The sequence below is a fragment of the Rhodococcus pyridinivorans genome, from assembly GCF_900105195.1.
Classification (GTDB): domain Bacteria; phylum Actinomycetota; class Actinomycetes; order Mycobacteriales; family Mycobacteriaceae; genus Rhodococcus; species Rhodococcus pyridinivorans.
Genome location: NZ_FNRX01000002.1, coordinates 2,231,275 through 2,246,552, shown reverse-complemented (window position 1 = coordinate 2,246,552; position 15,278 = coordinate 2,231,275). Strand labels below are relative to the sequence as shown.

The window sequence follows — 15,278 nt, the reverse complement described above, 5'->3', positions numbered from 1 at the left end:
GATCCGAGCAGCGTCCTACAGGAGTTGGTCCGACGTGTTTTCCGTGCACCGGTCACGAGCAGTACTCGTCGCAGCCGTCGCTGCGGTGACGACAGCCCTGGCCGGATGCTCCACACCTCCCGACGACGACGCATCGGAGATCGTGCGCACCACGACCCGCATCGCCGGTGCGTCGGTCGTGGGCATCGACCGGGACACGTCGACCGCGTGCGCACTCCCCTCCCCGCTCGATCCGGGACAGCCCACCACCGGCACCCGGCCGGTCCTGCACACTGCAGGCCGGTCGGATGTGCCCGCCGACCCGCAGCGGATCGTCGTCCTCGACCCCGCGGCGCTCGACGCGGTGTGCGCCCTGGGGCTGTGGGAGCGCGTCGTGGGAGCGAGCGCCGAGCTCACCGGCCGGCCGGAATATCTCGGCTACGGGATCGGCGAACTCCCGCCCGTGGGTGGCGCGGGCAACCCGGACGTCGCGGCGATCGAGCGCGCACAGCCGGATGTGATCCTCGGCTCCTCCACCGCCCCGGACGTCTACGCCTCCCTCAGCGGCATCGCACCCACCGTGCTGGTCGGGTCCGATCCGGTCTTCTGGAGGGAACAGTTCGTGCGGGTCGGTGAGGCGCTCGGGCGCACGGAGGCCGCACGTCGCGTGCTCGACGACTACGCGACGGCCGCGCGCGATCTGGGCCGCGAGCTCGTGTCGTCCCAGACGCAGGCGTCGATCGTCCGGTTCACGGCCGACGGCCCGACCGTGGAGGGCACCGCGTCGTTCGCGGGGCAGGTGCTCGGCGACGTCGGCGCTGCCCGGCCGCCGGCCCAGCGGTTCGCGGTCGTCGACGGACAACCGTGGCAGGCCGTCGACACGGAGGACCCGGCCCCGGCGGACGGCGATGTGATCTTCGTCCGTTTCGCCGGTGAGGACGGGCTCGAGGCCGGCAAGGACTACATGCAGACCGACGAGTGGCTCGACCTCGGGGCCGTGCGCGACAACCGTCTGTTCTCCGTGACCGACGACGTGTGGTCGACCCCCGGACCGGTCGCCGCGCGGGCGATCCTCACCGACCTGACGTACACCCTCAACGGATATTCGAACTGATCGCCGGCTCGACCGGCGGCAGCACGCCTGCCGGTATAGAAACGAGGGCGTGCCGATACCCGATTTCGTCGTCCAGCTCCGCTCACACGTAGGAACCGCTCCCCTGTGGCTGCCGGGGGTGAGCGCGATAGTCACGGACGACGACGACCGCGTCCTGCTCACCCGCCGCGCCGACAACGGCATGTGGGCCGTGGTGTCCGGCATCCTCGAACCGGGCGAGGAACCGGCGGTCGCCGCGGTCCGGGAGGTGCTCGAGGAGACGGGTGTCGCCGCCGAGATCGTGCGGCTGACGAGCGTCGACGTCACCGCGCCGATCACCTATCCCAACGGCGACGTGGCGCAGTACCTCGACGTGTGCTTCCTGCTCCGCGCGACCGGCGGGGACGCACGCGTTGCCGACGACGAGAACCTCGAGGTGGCGTGGTTCGTGCCGGACGACCTTCCCGAGCCGCTCACCGAGACGTCGCGTCTGCGGCTCGGGAAGGCGCTCGCCGGGCGTGCGGAGGCCTGGTTCCGTCAGTAGGCAGTGTTGATCGGACCCGGGCTCCACAGACCGCTGCGCGTGACCGTGGCGGTGTCGAGTTCCGCGGTCTCCGTCGACGGATCGATCGGTGTGTACTGCTCGATCGCTCCCCAGTCGCGGTCCCAGTCGTGATCGAGATACGACGGGATCGTGCGGGCCCGCAACAGCTGGTCGGTCCAGCCGAGAGGACCGCCACCGTTGTGGTCCTGCCACAGATCCGTGGAGATAGCACCGATCCGGTCCGGCAGGATCCGGTACTCGGGGATCTCGGCGATGCCGTTGCGGTGCACCATCTGCCGCTGGCACGGGAAATTGAGACCGACAGCCCAGTCCAGCAGGACCGGTGTGTCGCTCCCGACGACCTGCTGCAAAGTCTGCGTCTGCGGCACGCGCGGCGGGGTGAACGCCAGCCACTGTTCGGGCGCGAGATCGTTGTCGGAGGCGACGATCCGCACCGCGTCGACCTCGGCCGGCAGCGTGTCCATCGGGACACGCAGATTCCTCCACGAGGGCGACGGACCGATGTCGATCGGCAACGCCCGTCCCAGCGCGGTCACGCTGCCGTCGGCAGCGGTGGTTCCGTATTCGAGTTCGAGCCGCTGACCGTAGGTTTCGGTGCCGTCGGCGTCGACGGAGAAGATCCGGCCGGCCGCGGCGATCGTGACGAGATCCCCACGCGATCCGGTCGCGTCGGGCTCGGGCAGCCGGAACCAGGCGCTCGTGACGTCGCCGAGGGACGATCCGTGGCTGCCCAGCACCGGCGTGGTCACCGGATCGAGGCCGAACGGCAATGCGACGGTGCTGCCGTTGATTCCGACTCTGCCGGTACCGCCGCCGGTGCCACCGGTACCGCCGGTCGAGCTCTGGTCGTCGTTCGTGTCGACGGTGTTGGCGGTGCCGGCCGAGGCCGAGTCGTCGTCCGGGGTCAGATCGAGCGCGACACCACCCGGCGTGAACCCGTCCCCTCCCCCGGCATCGAGAGCGGAGGCCGCGTCGGCACCGATGGGGGTGAGCACCGAGGCGTTCGGATCCGTTTCGAGCAGCACGTCGTTCGCGAGCGCACACGAGTTGCCGGTGAGCGTGTCGACGTTGGACCGTGCCACCGAATAGCCCGGGTACTGCGAGATCGCGCCCTTGGCCAGTGACAGCACCTCGAACAGCACCATCGCCGCGGCGGCGACGGTCAACGGCGGCACCGCCCACAACCGCGACGGGGTGTCGGTGCGGGTGGAGGCGACGGGGTGGATGTGCCACCACGCGGCCAGCAGCAACGCGACGACCGTCACGGCGAAGAAGACGGTGGAGAAACCGAATCCGGCGACCGACGGCGGCTTGTCCCACCACGGGACCCCGTAGCTCGAGACGTACCACCAGCCGTTGGGGCCGATGAACGACATGGTCACCACGAACGACACCGCCGCGGCGAACAGGGCGCGGTTGCGTCGCGAACGCAACACCGCGGGTCCGGTGGCCACGGCGGCGAGCATCGCCACCGCGGCGGCCAGACCGGCGTAGATACCGAAGTGGTGGGTCCACTTGGTGGGCGCGAACATCATCAGCACCAGCGCGCCGAGGGTGATGCCGACGATGCGGCGGGACGGTCCCTGCGCGGTGCCGGGGATGTGCCCACCGCGGCGCAGCATCGCCACGATCGCCACCGCCAGGCACAACACCAGGGTGAAGACCGCGAACCTGCGGGCCAGCGAGCCGTCCACGGTGATCTGCAGCAGGTACTGGTAGCGCAGATACTCCTGGAACCACGGCACGTTCGGACCGACGCCGTGCACGTGCTGCATCTCCAGCACCGCCGCGAGGGTCTGGTCGGCGAAGACCGGCACCAGGATCACCAGTCCGGCCGCGAGCATCGGCGTAAGTACCGGCAGCCATCCCAGGGTCTGCGCACGCCGATGGAGGATGCGGGCGATCGGGCGGGCACCGGCGATCAGCGCAGCGAAACAGATGATGCCCGACGGTCCCGCGGTCACGGTGAGCGCGGCGACGACGATCGCGGCCGCCGCGGGCAGCAGACGCCGGGTGGCGATCGCGCGTTCGACCGAGCACCAGGTGAGCACGACGCCCGTCGCGACGATCGGTTCCGGGCGCAGTCCGTTGTTGAGCGGCAGCCAGAACGCCAGGAACACCAGCGCCCCGGTCCACAGCGGAAGCCGGTTGCGACGCAGTGCGACGCCGAGACGTGGAGCGACCTCGCGGCTGAGCACCCACCAGCACAGGATTCCGGCGGTCAGTGCCGGTAGCCGCATCCAGATGCTCGCCGTCGAGACCTGGGTCATCAGGGCGAGGACGTCGTAGAAGGGAGTGCCGAAGGGTGCCTCGGGCACACCGAACCACCGGAAGTAGTTCGCCATGTACCCGGCCGCGCCCGCGGCGCGAGCCATTCCGAGCTGGTAACCGTCGTCGGCGGTGTTCGCCCCGATGACGTGCCAGACGAGCAGCGTTCCGACGACCAGCGCGTCGATGCGGGTGAACGACCACCACGACGCCGGCAACAGGCGGCGGTGGCGACGACCGTCGGCGCGATCGAGCCGGGCCAGCGTCCACAACGCCAGTGCCGTGGCGACCACCGCGACGATCATCGCGACGATCTTCAGCACCGTCGGAGACGTCGTGAAGCGGGTGTCGACGGTCGCGGTGACCGAGACACCGTCGAGTGCGGGACCGGGCAGGTCGGTGAAGATGCCGACGAGCTGGGGCCGCAGGTCTCGGTCGAAGGTCCGCTCCCCTGACGCCGCGGCCGAGCCGGTGATCGTGGCGACGGTGCGTTCCGAGTTCGAGGACAGGGTGACCGAGCAGTCCCCGGCCAGGTCGTCCACCGGCGCGGAGGCGAGCAGTGTGTTGCGGGAGATCACCTCGAACACCGCCGGCCCGTCGTCACCGGCCGGCCGGACACGGGCGATCAGCCCGTAGCGTTCACGGTCGGGAGCTCCTGCGGGAAGTGTGGAGAAGACGGTGCCGCCGTCCGGCAGCGCGTCGCGCACGGACCGGCACTCGATCGTGGCGTCGAGATCGACCGGTGCGTAGGACACCAACGGCGCCGAGATGCCTGCGTTGCTCTCGCTCTGCGGCCAGTCGATGGTCGCAGTGGTCTGCGTCACGGGCAGGAACGGCATCGCGATGGATGCGACGATCCCCACGACGGCGGCGAGCACCGCCCACAGACGGGTCCGCTGCTCGACTGCCCGCCCGCCCGACGGCACGCGTTCGATTGTCACCGGCCGAGGCGAGCCCGACGCTTCTCTTGTCTCGGTCACGAGGAGCGATGCTATCGGGGACGGGCCGGGCCGCGAAAAGCACGCGATCCCGCACACGGGCGCTGCTGCGCCCGGTGTACGGGATCGATGCGTTCGGGCCGGTGACAGAGAACGTCTACGTCAGAAGTCCCAGTCGTCGTCTTCTGTGACGACGGCCTTGCCGATCACGTAGGAGCTGCCGGAGCCCGAGAAGAAGTCGTGGTTCTCGTCGGCGTTCGGCGACAACGCCGACAGGATGGCCGGGTTGACGTCCGTCTCGTCCTTCGGGAACAGCGCCTCGTAACCGAGGTTCATCAGCGCCTTGTTCGCGTTGTAGCGCAGGAACTTCTTGACGTCCTCGGTGAGCCCGACCTGGTCGTAGAGGTCGGCCGTGTAGTGGGTCTCGTTGTCGTACAGCTCGAAGAGCAGTTCGAAGACCCAGTCCTTGAGCTCGTCGCGCTCGGCCTGCGTGATCGTCTCGAGCCCGCGCTGGTACTTGTAGCCGATGTAGTAGCCGTGGACGGCCTCGTCGCGAATGATCAGGCGGATCATGTCGGCGGTGTTGGTGAGCTTGGCCCGCGACGACCAGTACATCGGCAGGTAGAAGCCCGAGTAGAACAGGAACGACTCGAGCAGCGTCGAGGCGGCCTTGCGCTTGAGCGGGTCGTCGCCCTTGTAGTAATCGAGGATGATCTGCGCCTTGCGCTGCAGGTGCTCGTTCTCCTCCGACCAGCGGAAGGCGTCGTCGATCTGGCGGCTCGAGCACAGCGTCGAGAAGATCTGCGAGTAGCTCTTCGCATGCACCGACTCCATGAACGCGATGTTCGTCAGCACCGCTTCCTCGTGCGGGGTCACCGCATCGGGGATGAGCGAGACCGCGCCGACCGTGCCCTGGATGGTGTCGAGCAGCGTCAGGCCCGTGAAGACCCGCATCGTCAGTTCCTGCTCGTACTCGGTGAGCGTGCCCCACGACTGGATGTCGTTGGAGACCGGCACCTTCTCCGGGAGCCAGAAGTTGCCGGTGAGACGATCCCAGACCTCGGCGTCCTTGTCGTCGGGGACGCGGTTCCAGTTGATCGCGGAGACGCGATCGATGAGTTTGACGCGCACGCCGTCGGCCGGCGAGTGTGCTGCTGCAGTCATCGGTTACCTACCTGAATTGTGTGCTGATGCAAAGACTGTCGTGGAGCAGGGTCACAACATGCAGGAGACGCAACCCTCCACCTCGGTGCCCTCGAGCGCCATCTGCCGCAGGCGGATGTAGTACAGGGTCTTGATTCCCTTGCGCCACGCGTAGATCTGGGCCTTGTTCACGTCGCGGGTGGTGACGGTGTCCTTGAAGAACAGCGTCAGCGACAGCCCCTGGTCGACGTGCTGCGTCGCGGCAGCGTAGGTGTCGATGATCTTCTCGTAGCCGATCTCGTAGGCATCCTGGAAGTACTCGAGATTCTCGTTCGTCATGTAGGGCGCCGGGTAGTAGACACGCCCGATCTTGCCCTCCTTGCGGATCTCGATCTTCGACGCGACCGGGTGGATCGAGCTCGTCGAGTGGTTGATGTACGAGATCGAACCGGTGGGCGGAACCGCCTGCAGGTTCTGGTTGTAGATGCCGTGCTTCTGCACGGACTCCTTCAGCTCGCGCCAGTCCTGCTGCGTGGGGATCGCGATGTCCGACTCGGCGAACAGCTGACGGACCCGTTCGGTCGCCGGCTCCCACACCTGATCGGTGTACTTGTCGAAGAACTCACCCGAGGCGTACTTCGACTCCGGGAAGCCCTTGAAGTACGAGCCGCGCTCGATCGCGATCTTGTTCGACGCACGCAGGGCGTGGAACAGCACGGTGTAGAAGTAGATGTTCGTGAAGTCGACGCCTTCTTCGGACCCGTAGAAGATGTGCTCGCGGGCGAGGAAGCCGTGCAGGTTCATCTGGCCGAGGCCGATGGCGTGGGATTCGTTGTTGCCCCGCTCGATCGACGGCACCGACGAGATCGTCGTCTGGTCGGAGACGGCCGTCAGGCCGCGGATGGCGACCTCGATGGTCTGCGCGAAGTCGGGCGAGTCCATCGTCTTCGCGATGTTCAGCGAGCCGAGGTTGCACGAGATGTCCTTGCCCACATGGCTGTAGGACAGGTCGTCGTTGAACTCCGAGGGAGTCGAGACCTGCAGGATCTCCGAGCACAGGTTCGAGTGCGTGATCTTGCCGGCGATCGGGTTGGCCCGGTTCACCGTGTCCTCGAACATGACGTAGGGGTAGCCCGACTCGAACTGCAGCTCGGCGACGGTCTGGAAGAACTCGCGCGCCTTGATCTTCGACTTGCGGATGCGCTTGTCGTCGACCATCTCGTAGTACTTCTCGGTGACGTCGATGTCGGCGAAGGGCTTGCCGTAGACGCGCTCGACGTCGTACGGCGAGAACAGGTACATGTCCTCGTTCTTCTTCGCCAGTTCGAAGGTGATGTCGGGGATGACGACGCCCAGCGAGAGGGTCTTGATGCGGATCTTCTCGTCGGCGTTCTCGCGCTTGGTGTCGAGGAAGCGGTAGATGTCGGGGTGGTGCGCGTGCAGGTAGACCGCACCGGCACCCTGACGGGCACCGAGCTGGTTGGCGTAGGAGAAGGAGTCCTCGAGCAGCTTCATGATCGGGATGACGCCGGAGGACTGGTTCTCGATCTTCTTGATCGGAGCGCCGTGCTCACGAATGTTGCTGAGCAGCAAGGCGACACCGCCACCGCGCTTGGACAGCTGCAGTGCGGAGTTGATGGAGCGGCCGATCGACTCCATGTTGTCCTCGATGCGGAGCAGGAAGCAATTGTGCACCACAGCGCCGCGAATCGTATAGGTATGTGTGCCCTCGACGTGCAGGTTATACACCTTGCTCGGCGTCTCGTCGGTCTTCGCGATCTCACGGATTCCGTAGACATGACGCCCGTGCGCCACCTGATAGGTCGTGCGCTTGGCGCCCTTCCGCCCGACATAGTTGTGCAGGTTCTTGCCGACGTCGAAGATGAAGTCTTCGTTGGTGCCGGGCACCCCGGGGACGAACACATGGCCCGTCACATTGCCCGCCTGGTTGATGTACTGGCGAACGACCGACACGATGCCCAGGCGGCGCAGGATCAACTGCACCTGATCCACCAGTTCCGGATTGACGAGATCGAGGATCATGCCGCCATTGGTGCTGCAGCCGTCGCCCCTGAACAAGCCCGCAAGCAGACCGCGCTGAAACTCTTCATCGGCAGTCATGACATCGCGCGTCAGGCGTTTCGTACTGTAACCGGTCCCGGCAAGCGACAGCAGCAATGACGCCACCACCTTGCTGTTGCAACCCATCTTGGTCGAGTGGTCCGACTGGTTGGTGGACTGAGAGAGTTCGACGCCGAATACTTGCTTGAACGCCGCCGCCAGATCTGCCTGGTACTCGACCTCGTGTGCACCGAGAGTGAAGTGAACACCATTGGGTTGCACACCATCGACACCCGCACGCTTGGATACGTAGCCCTCGGCAACATACCAGCCGAGAATCAGTCCGAACTCGTACGATTCCTCGACGTATCGGTTGACACCGACGAAGCGCTGACTGTGACGCTGCTTGGCATCAACGTTCACCTTACGAATCAGACCATCGACCTCTTCGTACAGTCCATTACCAACATGGTCCATGAGGTCGAAAACGCGCTTGTCGCGCTCACCCAACGGCGCCGCGGTGACAATGAAGTCGGTCGGGCGCACGTCCTGGGCAGCGAGCCATACGAAACCGTTGAAGGGATCCGCTCCATCGCCGTCGATCAAGGTCTCGACATCACGCTCGGTCCACACCAGGATAGGATGCTCCGGAGTGCACCGAATCGGCTCTTTGTGCCCGAAGTGCGAAATCGACACCAAGGCTTGATCATTCGGGTTCTCGATCAGCTCCTCGACCGCGTGGTACGCCCCGTCGTGCGACAGGACCAGATCCCCCGCCTGCAGGGTCTCGATAGCCCGCTGCCCGTCGATCGTGTCGATGAGCGTACCGGCGGGAAAGCACGAGACGGGCTCGCCGCGCTGCTTCTTGCCCGAGTTGAGGAAGGTCGGGGTGGCCGGCTGGAAACGACCCGAGATGATCTCGTCGACGAGGTGCCGGGCGAGGATCTCGTCGCCGTCGGCGAGCGTCAGCGCGACCATGCACACACGGTCCTCGAAACGCTCAAGGTAGCGCTTGCCGTCGAACGTCTTGAGCGTGTACGAGGTGTAGTACTTGAACGCACCGAGGAAGGTCGGGAACCGGAACTTCTTCGAATATGCGTGCTCGAACAGCGATTTGACGAATGCGCGCGAATACTTCTCGAGCACCTCGGGCTCGTAGTAGTTCTCCTCGACGAGGTAGTCGAGCTTCTCGTCGAGGTTGTGGAAAAAGACCGTGTTCTGGTTGACGTGCTGCAGGAAGTACTGACGGGCGGCGGCCACATCCTTGTCGAACTGGATCTCGCCGTTGGGGCCGTACAGATTCAACATCGCGTTGAGCGCGTGGTAGTCGAGATCCTTGAGCGAATCGTCGAGGTGTGCGCTCGTGGCGGGAGCGGGATCGGTAATGGTCACAGTGCTGTCCCCACTTGTCGGAGTTAGGAAACGGCCGCGCAGTCACGTCCGCGACGCGCGTCGAATACGGATACGGATGTGGCTCAGGCGTTCTGGAGAACGGACTCCCAGAATCGGGCGAGACCGTCGCGGACACGCTCGACGTCGTCGGTCGTGCCCATCAACTCGAACCGGTACAGATACGGCACCTTGCACTTGCGCGAGACGATGTCTCCCGCGAAACAGTACGAGTCGCCGAAGTTGGTGTTACCCGCCGCGATGACACCGCGGATCAGGCCCCGATTGTGCTCGTTGTTGAGGAATCGGATGACCTGCCTGGGAACGTAGCGGGTATCACGGCCCGTGGCGGTCGTCCCGCCACCGTAGGTCGGCACGATCAGCACGTACGGATCGTGGACCTCGAAATTCCCCTCACGATCGTGCAATGGGATACGGCTGGCCGGAAACCCGAGTTTCTGCACGAATCGGTGGGTGTTCTCGGATGTACTCGAGAAGTACACCAGCGATGTTCCCGGGATCGACCCCAGCGAAGCCATCGGTAGTCACCACTCTTCATTCGATTGCGAAGACCGGCCCGGGCGGACACGGAAGAACACGTCCGCCCGGAGACGACGACGATCGGGCCGCGGCGAACGCGGCCCGGGCTCAGGCAGCGACGGTAAGCGCCTTGATGCGATCGGGGCGGAAGCCCGACCAGTGGTCGTCGCCGGCGACGACGACGGGCGCCTGGAGGTATCCCAGCGCCATGACGTAGTCGCGGGCCTCGGGGTTCTCACTGATGTCGACGACGTCGTACTCGATGCCGGCCTTGTCGAGGGCGCGGTAGGTGGCGGTGCACTGGACGCAGGCAGGCTTGGTATAGACGGTGATGTTCATGAATGCCCCTTTTCCGACGGCCGTGGGCGGCCTGACGACTGACTGCTGTGCGTTACCCGGAAGCCCACTCATCCGTCCGATCCCGCTTCCCCGAGAGATCGTCGGCACTTGTGGCCCTCCAGCGGTCTAGACACTACACCTTGTGTCCGTCGGATACACAGAACCCAGGATGTTGTGACTTACAAAGGTGATATTCCCAGGTCGCGCCCCTCCCTCCACGGCGTTTCGGGCGTGTCTCGGCGTGTCGCCGCAGCGCGCACGAGAGAGACCTCGAGCACAGTGTGGCGGGTGCCACCGACAACTTCGCGAGGGCACCGCGAGAACACCCTCCCGACTGCCCTGTGCGGGGAAACCGGAGGCGGGACGAGCGACCGTTTCCGCGCGCTCGTCCCGCCTCCGATCCGGTGTGTCAGGGCAGTCCGGCCAGCAGGTCGTCGAGGTGGGCCGGCAGGTTCCGGACCCGCACTCCGGTCGCGTGCCACAGGGCGTTGACGACCGCCGCGGCGCTGCCCACGATCCCGATCTCACCGATCCCCCGCGACCCCATGGGTGTCGCGTGCAGGTCCTCGTCATCGAGCCAATCCGCTTCGACCCGGCGGATGTCGGCGTGTGTCGGCACGTGGTATTCGGACAGATCGTGGTTGACGACGTGCCCGAAACGCGCGTCGCGGATGCTCTCCTCGAAGAGCGCCATCGAGATCCCGAAGGACATCCCGCCGATGACCTGCGAACGCGCGGTTCGCGGATTGATCACCCGTCCCACGGAGAACAGACCGAACATCCGGGGCACCCGGATCTCGCCGGTATCGGCGTCGACGTGCACCTCGGCGAAGTGCACACCGAAGGACTGCGCGGTGTAGTGCTCGAGTTCGCGGTTCTCGGCTGCCGACGCGGACAGTTCGGCACCCACCGGCGGGTCGTCGCCGAAACGTTTGCCGAATTGCTCTGCGGCCGTGACGATCGCGGTTCCCCAGGACGAGGTGCCCGACGACCCGCCGGCCACCGTGCCGTTGGGCAGTGCGCTGTCGCCGATCTCGAGGTCCACGTCCTCCGGTCGGCATCCGAGTGCGTCTGCGGCGATGAGGGTCAGGGTCGTCCACGCACCCGTACCGAGGTCGGTCGCTCCGATACGGACGGAGTAGCGCCCCTCCCCGAGGTGCCGGATCTGGGCTTCCGAGCCGGGATTGACCATGTGGGGATAGGTCGCGACCGCCATGCCGGTACCGATCAGGGTGTTGCCCTGCCGCCGGCGGCCGGGTTCGCGGTCGGACGGATCCCATCCGAATCGCTGCGCTCCTTCGCGGAGGCATTCGACGAGTCGGCGCGACGACCACGGCTTTCCCGTCTCCGGATCCGACTCGGGTTCGTTGCGGATGCGCAGTTCGATCGGGTCGATCCCGAGTTCGGCGGCGAGCTCGTCCATCGCGACCTCGCCGGCGAACATGCCCGGCGCTTCACCTGGCGCGCGCATCCAGAACGGCGCCGGCACGTCGAGGGTGATCGCGCGATGCGACGTACGGGCGTTGGCGACGTCGTAGAGATTGCGCAGCGGCACCCCCGCCTGTTCGACGAATTCGGTGACCCGGGACGACTGGGCGAACGCCTCGTGCACGAGACCGGTGAGCTTGCCGTCACTGTCGGCCGCGAGCCGGATGTGCGAGGCGGTCGGAGCGCGGTACCCGACGTAACCGAACATGTCTGGTCGGGAGACCGCGAACTTGATCGCTTTCCCGGCCAGGGCCCGCGCCGCGAGTCCGCCGAGGACGTCGTGCGCGTGAGGACCGCCCTTGGAACCGAATCCCCCACCGATGTACGGACAGACCACCCGCATCCGGGCCGCGTCGAGACCGAAGACCGGCGCGAGGGTCTCGACGACACCGTGCGGATGTTGCGTCGAGGTGTACAGCGTCAGAGTGTATCCGTCGGTCTCACTGTTCGACGGCACGACGTCGTTCCGCCAGATCGCGACCACGGTGTGCGGTTCGAGTGGATTGTTGTGTTCCTCAGGGGTGGAGTACCACTGATCGATCACCGTCTCGGCGCGGGCGAACGCCGCGTCGACGTCGCCTCGCTCGGTGTCGGGTTCGTAGCCGCCGTTGACGGTCTCGGGTGTGTACGCGTCAGGATGGTCGGCGCGGAAGAGCGCGTCGTGCGGTTCCTCGCTGTACTCGACCTTCAGGAGCGAGCATGCCTCCCGGGCGATCTCGAAGGTCTCCGCGACGACCGCGCCGATGATCTGACCCCGGTACAGCACGTCGGGTGTCTGCAGGACGGAGTACTCGTCCTCGGCCTCTTCGGTGAGACGTGGGGCGTTCCAGGGAGTGAGGACCTTCAGCACCCCGGGCACCGCTTCTGCGGCGGCGGTGTCGATGCGGTCGACGCGTCCACGGGCGATGGTGGAGGTGAGCGGTACGAGGTAGGCGGGATCGTCGACCGGGTGCTCGTAGGCGTACGGTGCCGTCCCGGCGACCTTCGCCGGTCCGTCGATGCGCGCGGTGGAGCGTCCACCTGCTCGGATCGGCTCGGGGCTCATGCGGATCCACCTCGTTCCCGTCGTTCGTCGAGTTCGCGCAGGGTCGCCACCACGGTTCGCCGCAGCAGCGGAATCTTGTAGGCGTTGCCGTCGAGGGGACTCGCGTCGGCGAGTTCGGCCTCGGCCGCCGCAGCGAAGACCTCGTCGGAGGGTTGTTGCCCGAGGAGTGCTTCCTCCGCGCGGTGTGCCCGCCAGGGCCGGTGTGCGACCCCACCGAATGCGATGCGGCACCCGGTGATCGTCCCGTCCGCAACGGTCATCTCGGCCGCTACGGAGACCAACGCGAAGGCGTAGGACGCCCGGTCGCGCACCTTGCGATAGGTGGACAGCGAACTCTGCGCCGCGGGGATCTGCACGCCGACGATGAGGTCGTCGCGTTCGAGCACGGTGTCGCGCTCGGGTGTGTCGCCGGGGAGTCGGTAGAAGTCCTCTACCGCGATGGCGCGCTCGCCGTCCGGGCCGAGGACCAGGACTTCGGCGTCGAGCGCGAGCAGGGCGACCGCCATGTCGGACGGATGGGTGGCCACGCAGTGCTCCGAGGCGCCGAGGATCGCGTGGTAGCGGGTGTATCCGCCGATGGCGGAGCAGCCGCTGCCGGGTTCGCGCTTGTTGCAGGGGGTGCTCACGTCCCGGAAGTACGAGCACCGCGTGCGCTGGAGCAGGTTGCCGCCGGTGGTCGCGGTGTTCCGGAGCTGGGGTGAGGCACCGGCGAGCAGTGCGCGCGACAGCACCGGGTAGTTGCGCCGCACGAAGGGATGCGCCGCGAGGTCGCTGTTGCGGACGTTGGCGCCCACCCGGATTCCCCCGTCGGCCGTCTCCTCCACGGCGTCGAGCGGAAGATGCGAGACGTCGACGAGGAGATCGGGGGTCGCGACGCCGAGTTTGAGGTGGTCGACCAGATTCGTGCCGCCCGCGAGGAAGACCGCACCCGGTGTCTCGTGCACGACGGCGACGGCGGCGGCGGGATCTGCCGGTCGCTCGTAGCGGAGGGGGCTCATCGCGTCTCCTCCGTATCGAGGCGGCTGTCGCCGACACCGATTCGGCTGTCACCGGCGGCGACGGTTCGGATCGCCGAGACGATGTTGGGATAGGCGGCGCAGCGGCACAGATTGCCGCTCATGCGTTCCCGGATCTCGTCGTCGTCGAGTTCGGGTGCCTGTTCGAGATCGGCCGTTACGTGACTCGGCGCCCCGTCGGCGAACTCGTCGAGCATGCCGACGGCCGAACAGATCTGGCCGGGGGTGCAGTAGCCGCACTGGAAGGCGTCGTCCTCGATGAACTGCGCCTGGAGCGGATGCATCTCCCCGTCGCCGAGTCCGGCGGCGGTGACGATCTCGGCGCCGTCGTGCGAGGCGGCGAGGGCCAGGCACGAGAGGGTGCGCCGGCCGTCGATCAGCACGGTGCACGCTCCGCACTGACCGAGATCGCATCCCTTCTTCGGGGACGTGATCCCGAGGCGGTCGCGCAGTGCGTCGAGCACGGTGGTGCGGACGTCGATCGGGACGCGACGCTCCACCCCGTCGACGTGGAGAACTATGTCGAGATCGGGTCGGTGGCCGGTATCGGTCCTCGTGTTCCCGCTTGTCATGGGCAAACCTCCGAACAGTGGGCTGTGTTCGGGGCATTCCCGCTGCAGGCGTCATCGAACCGTCGAGATGCGACGAGCGACGAGGGGAGCGTCCGCGGCTCGGCCGGACCCTGCGGATACGCGGTGCCGGAGACCTCGCGGGTCTCCGGCACCGGGGGTGTCGGTCGGTCCGCCGGCCGCTCTCGGTGCCGGCGGTACCGGCAGGGACGACGGACGTCTCGATCAGGCGTCGGCGAGCACCTTGGTGGCGTCGGCCAGTGCGGCGACGACCGTTGCGACCTGCTGCGCGGTCTCGGCGTGCTCCTTGGCGTGCTCGCCGCCGAACTTGCCGAAGGTTTCGCCGACCGACAGCGAGCCGCCGTCGACGACCTTGCCGCCGGCGATTCCGACGACCTTGACCGCGTCCTCGAGCGCCCACTTCGCAGCGTTCTGGCTGGGCGACTGGCTGACGATGGCGACGGGCTTGCCGCTCAGCGCGCCGGCACCGTAGGGGCGCGACAGCCAGTCGACGGCGTTCTTGAGCACCGCGGAGACGGTGCCGTTGTACTCGGGCGTGACGATCAGCACGGCATCGACCTCGGCAGCGGCGTCGCGCAGAGCCACGGCAGCAGCGGGGGCAGCCTCGCCGTCGAGATCCTCGTTGTAGAAGGGAACGTCGGCGAGGCCCTCGTAGAGGGTCACCTCGACGTTCTCGGCAGCAACCGCCGCGGCGGTCTCGGCGAGCTGGCGGGAGACGGAGCCGTCACGCAGGCTGCCGACGAGGGCGAGAACTCGGGTCATGGGAACATCCTCGGGTCGAAGTGGTTGACTACGCAATTTTAAACGGACCGTGGTCCGCTTTA

10 protein-coding genes and 3 pseudogenes are annotated in these 15,278 nt (G+C 66.7%); 2 read left to right on the top strand and 11 right to left on the bottom strand.

Annotated elements, in window-relative coordinates; all coding sequences use genetic code 11:
* Positions 1 to 34 precede the first annotated feature (34 nt).
* Positions 35 to 1,093: an iron-siderophore ABC transporter substrate-binding protein gene (locus tag BLV31_RS10775; protein WP_064061604.1), complete on the top strand. Its 1,059-nt coding sequence runs from the start codon at positions 35 to 37 to the stop codon at positions 1,091 to 1,093.
* A gap of 49 nt (positions 1,094 to 1,142) precedes the next feature.
* On the top strand, positions 1,143 to 1,616 hold the full coding sequence (locus BLV31_RS10770) for an NUDIX hydrolase (protein WP_064061603.1): 474 nt from the start codon (positions 1,143 to 1,145) through the stop codon (positions 1,614 to 1,616).
* On the opposite strand, the gene BLV31_RS10765 is transcribed toward BLV31_RS10770, so the two are convergent.
* The 11 genes and pseudogenes from BLV31_RS10765 to BLV31_RS10725 form a co-directional block, all read right to left on the bottom strand.
* Positions 1,610 to 4,846, bottom strand: coding sequence for an arabinosyltransferase domain-containing protein (locus BLV31_RS10765; RefSeq protein WP_064061602.1), 3,237 nt, complete (start codon positions 4,844 to 4,846; stop codon positions 1,610 to 1,612). The genes BLV31_RS10770 and BLV31_RS10765 overlap by 7 nt on opposite strands.
* Before the next feature lie 159 nt (positions 4,847 to 5,005).
* Positions 5,006 to 6,007 carry a class 1b ribonucleoside-diphosphate reductase subunit beta gene (nrdF, locus tag BLV31_RS10760; protein WP_006550395.1) on the bottom strand — a complete coding sequence of 334 codons (1,002 nt, stop codon included), beginning with the start codon at positions 6,005 to 6,007 and terminating at the stop codon, positions 5,006 to 5,008.
* 51 nt (positions 6,008 to 6,058) lie between these two features.
* Positions 6,059 to 7,675, bottom strand: a pseudogene (gene nrdE / locus BLV31_RS25845) (class 1b ribonucleoside-diphosphate reductase subunit alpha); the annotation flags it as partial.
* Positions 7,676 to 7,699: 24 nt separating this feature from the next.
* A pseudogene (locus BLV31_RS25840) lies at positions 7,700 to 8,875 on the bottom strand (LAGLIDADG family homing endonuclease); the annotation flags it as partial.
* A 6-nt stretch (positions 8,876 to 8,881) separates the two neighbouring features.
* Positions 8,882 to 9,439 (bottom strand): annotated as a pseudogene (locus BLV31_RS25835) (ribonucleotide reductase N-terminal alpha domain-containing protein); the annotation flags it as partial.
* Positions 9,440 to 9,522: 83 nt separating this feature from the next.
* A complete protein-coding gene (nrdI, locus tag BLV31_RS10750; RefSeq protein ID WP_064061601.1) occupies positions 9,523 to 9,975 on the bottom strand; it encodes a class Ib ribonucleoside-diphosphate reductase assembly flavoprotein NrdI in 453 nt (150 codons plus the stop codon).
* Positions 9,976 to 10,084: 109 nt separating this feature from the next.
* The gene (locus tag BLV31_RS10745) at positions 10,085 to 10,315 is read right to left on the bottom strand and encodes a redoxin NrdH (RefSeq protein ID WP_006550390.1); all 231 of its coding nucleotides are present in this window, start codon (positions 10,313 to 10,315) and stop codon (positions 10,085 to 10,087) included.
* A 409-nt stretch (positions 10,316 to 10,724) separates the two neighbouring features.
* A complete protein-coding gene (locus tag BLV31_RS10740; protein WP_064061600.1) occupies positions 10,725 to 12,848 on the bottom strand; it encodes a xanthine dehydrogenase family protein molybdopterin-binding subunit in 2,124 nt (707 codons plus the stop codon).
* Positions 12,845 to 13,846 carry an FAD binding domain-containing protein gene (locus tag BLV31_RS10735; RefSeq protein WP_024101424.1) on the bottom strand — a complete coding sequence of 334 codons (1,002 nt, stop codon included), beginning with the start codon at positions 13,844 to 13,846 and terminating at the stop codon, positions 12,845 to 12,847. The genes BLV31_RS10740 and BLV31_RS10735 overlap by 4 nt, the downstream gene beginning before the upstream one ends.
* Positions 13,843 to 14,436: a 2Fe-2S iron-sulfur cluster-binding protein gene (locus tag BLV31_RS10730; protein ID WP_064061599.1), complete on the bottom strand. Its 594-nt coding sequence runs from the start codon at positions 14,434 to 14,436 to the stop codon at positions 13,843 to 13,845. Before BLV31_RS10730 ends, BLV31_RS10735 begins: the two co-directional genes overlap by 4 nt.
* Before the next feature lie 222 nt (positions 14,437 to 14,658).
* On the bottom strand, positions 14,659 to 15,216 hold the full coding sequence (locus tag BLV31_RS10725) for an NAD(P)H-dependent oxidoreductase (protein ID WP_019288426.1): 558 nt from the start codon (positions 15,214 to 15,216) through the stop codon (positions 14,659 to 14,661).
* Positions 15,217 to 15,278: the final 62 nt, after the last annotated feature.

What these genes read in the sequence shown, in the direction of transcription:
- nrdF (WP_006550395.1), bottom strand. Translation starts at nt 6,007, where the DNA reads ATGACTGCAGCAGCACACTCGCCGGCCGACGGCGTGCGCGTCAAACTC.
- nrdI (WP_064061601.1), bottom strand. Translation starts at nt 9,975, where the DNA reads ATGGCTTCGCTGGGGTCGATCCCGGGAACATCGCTGGTGTACTTCTCG.
- BLV31_RS10745 (WP_006550390.1), bottom strand. Translation starts at nt 10,315, where the DNA reads ATGAACATCACCGTCTATACCAAGCCTGCCTGCGTCCAGTGCACCGCC.
- BLV31_RS10740 (WP_064061600.1), bottom strand. Translation starts at nt 12,848, where the DNA reads ATGAGCCCCGAGCCGATCCGAGCAGGTGGACGCTCCACCGCGCGCATC.
- BLV31_RS10735 (WP_024101424.1), bottom strand. Translation starts at nt 13,846, where the DNA reads ATGAGCCCCCTCCGCTACGAGCGACCGGCAGATCCCGCCGCCGCCGTC.
- BLV31_RS10730 (WP_064061599.1), bottom strand. Translation starts at nt 14,436, where the DNA reads ATGACAAGCGGGAACACGAGGACCGATACCGGCCACCGACCCGATCTC.
- BLV31_RS10725 (WP_019288426.1), bottom strand. Translation starts at nt 15,216, where the DNA reads ATGACCCGAGTTCTCGCCCTCGTCGGCAGCCTGCGTGACGGCTCCGTC.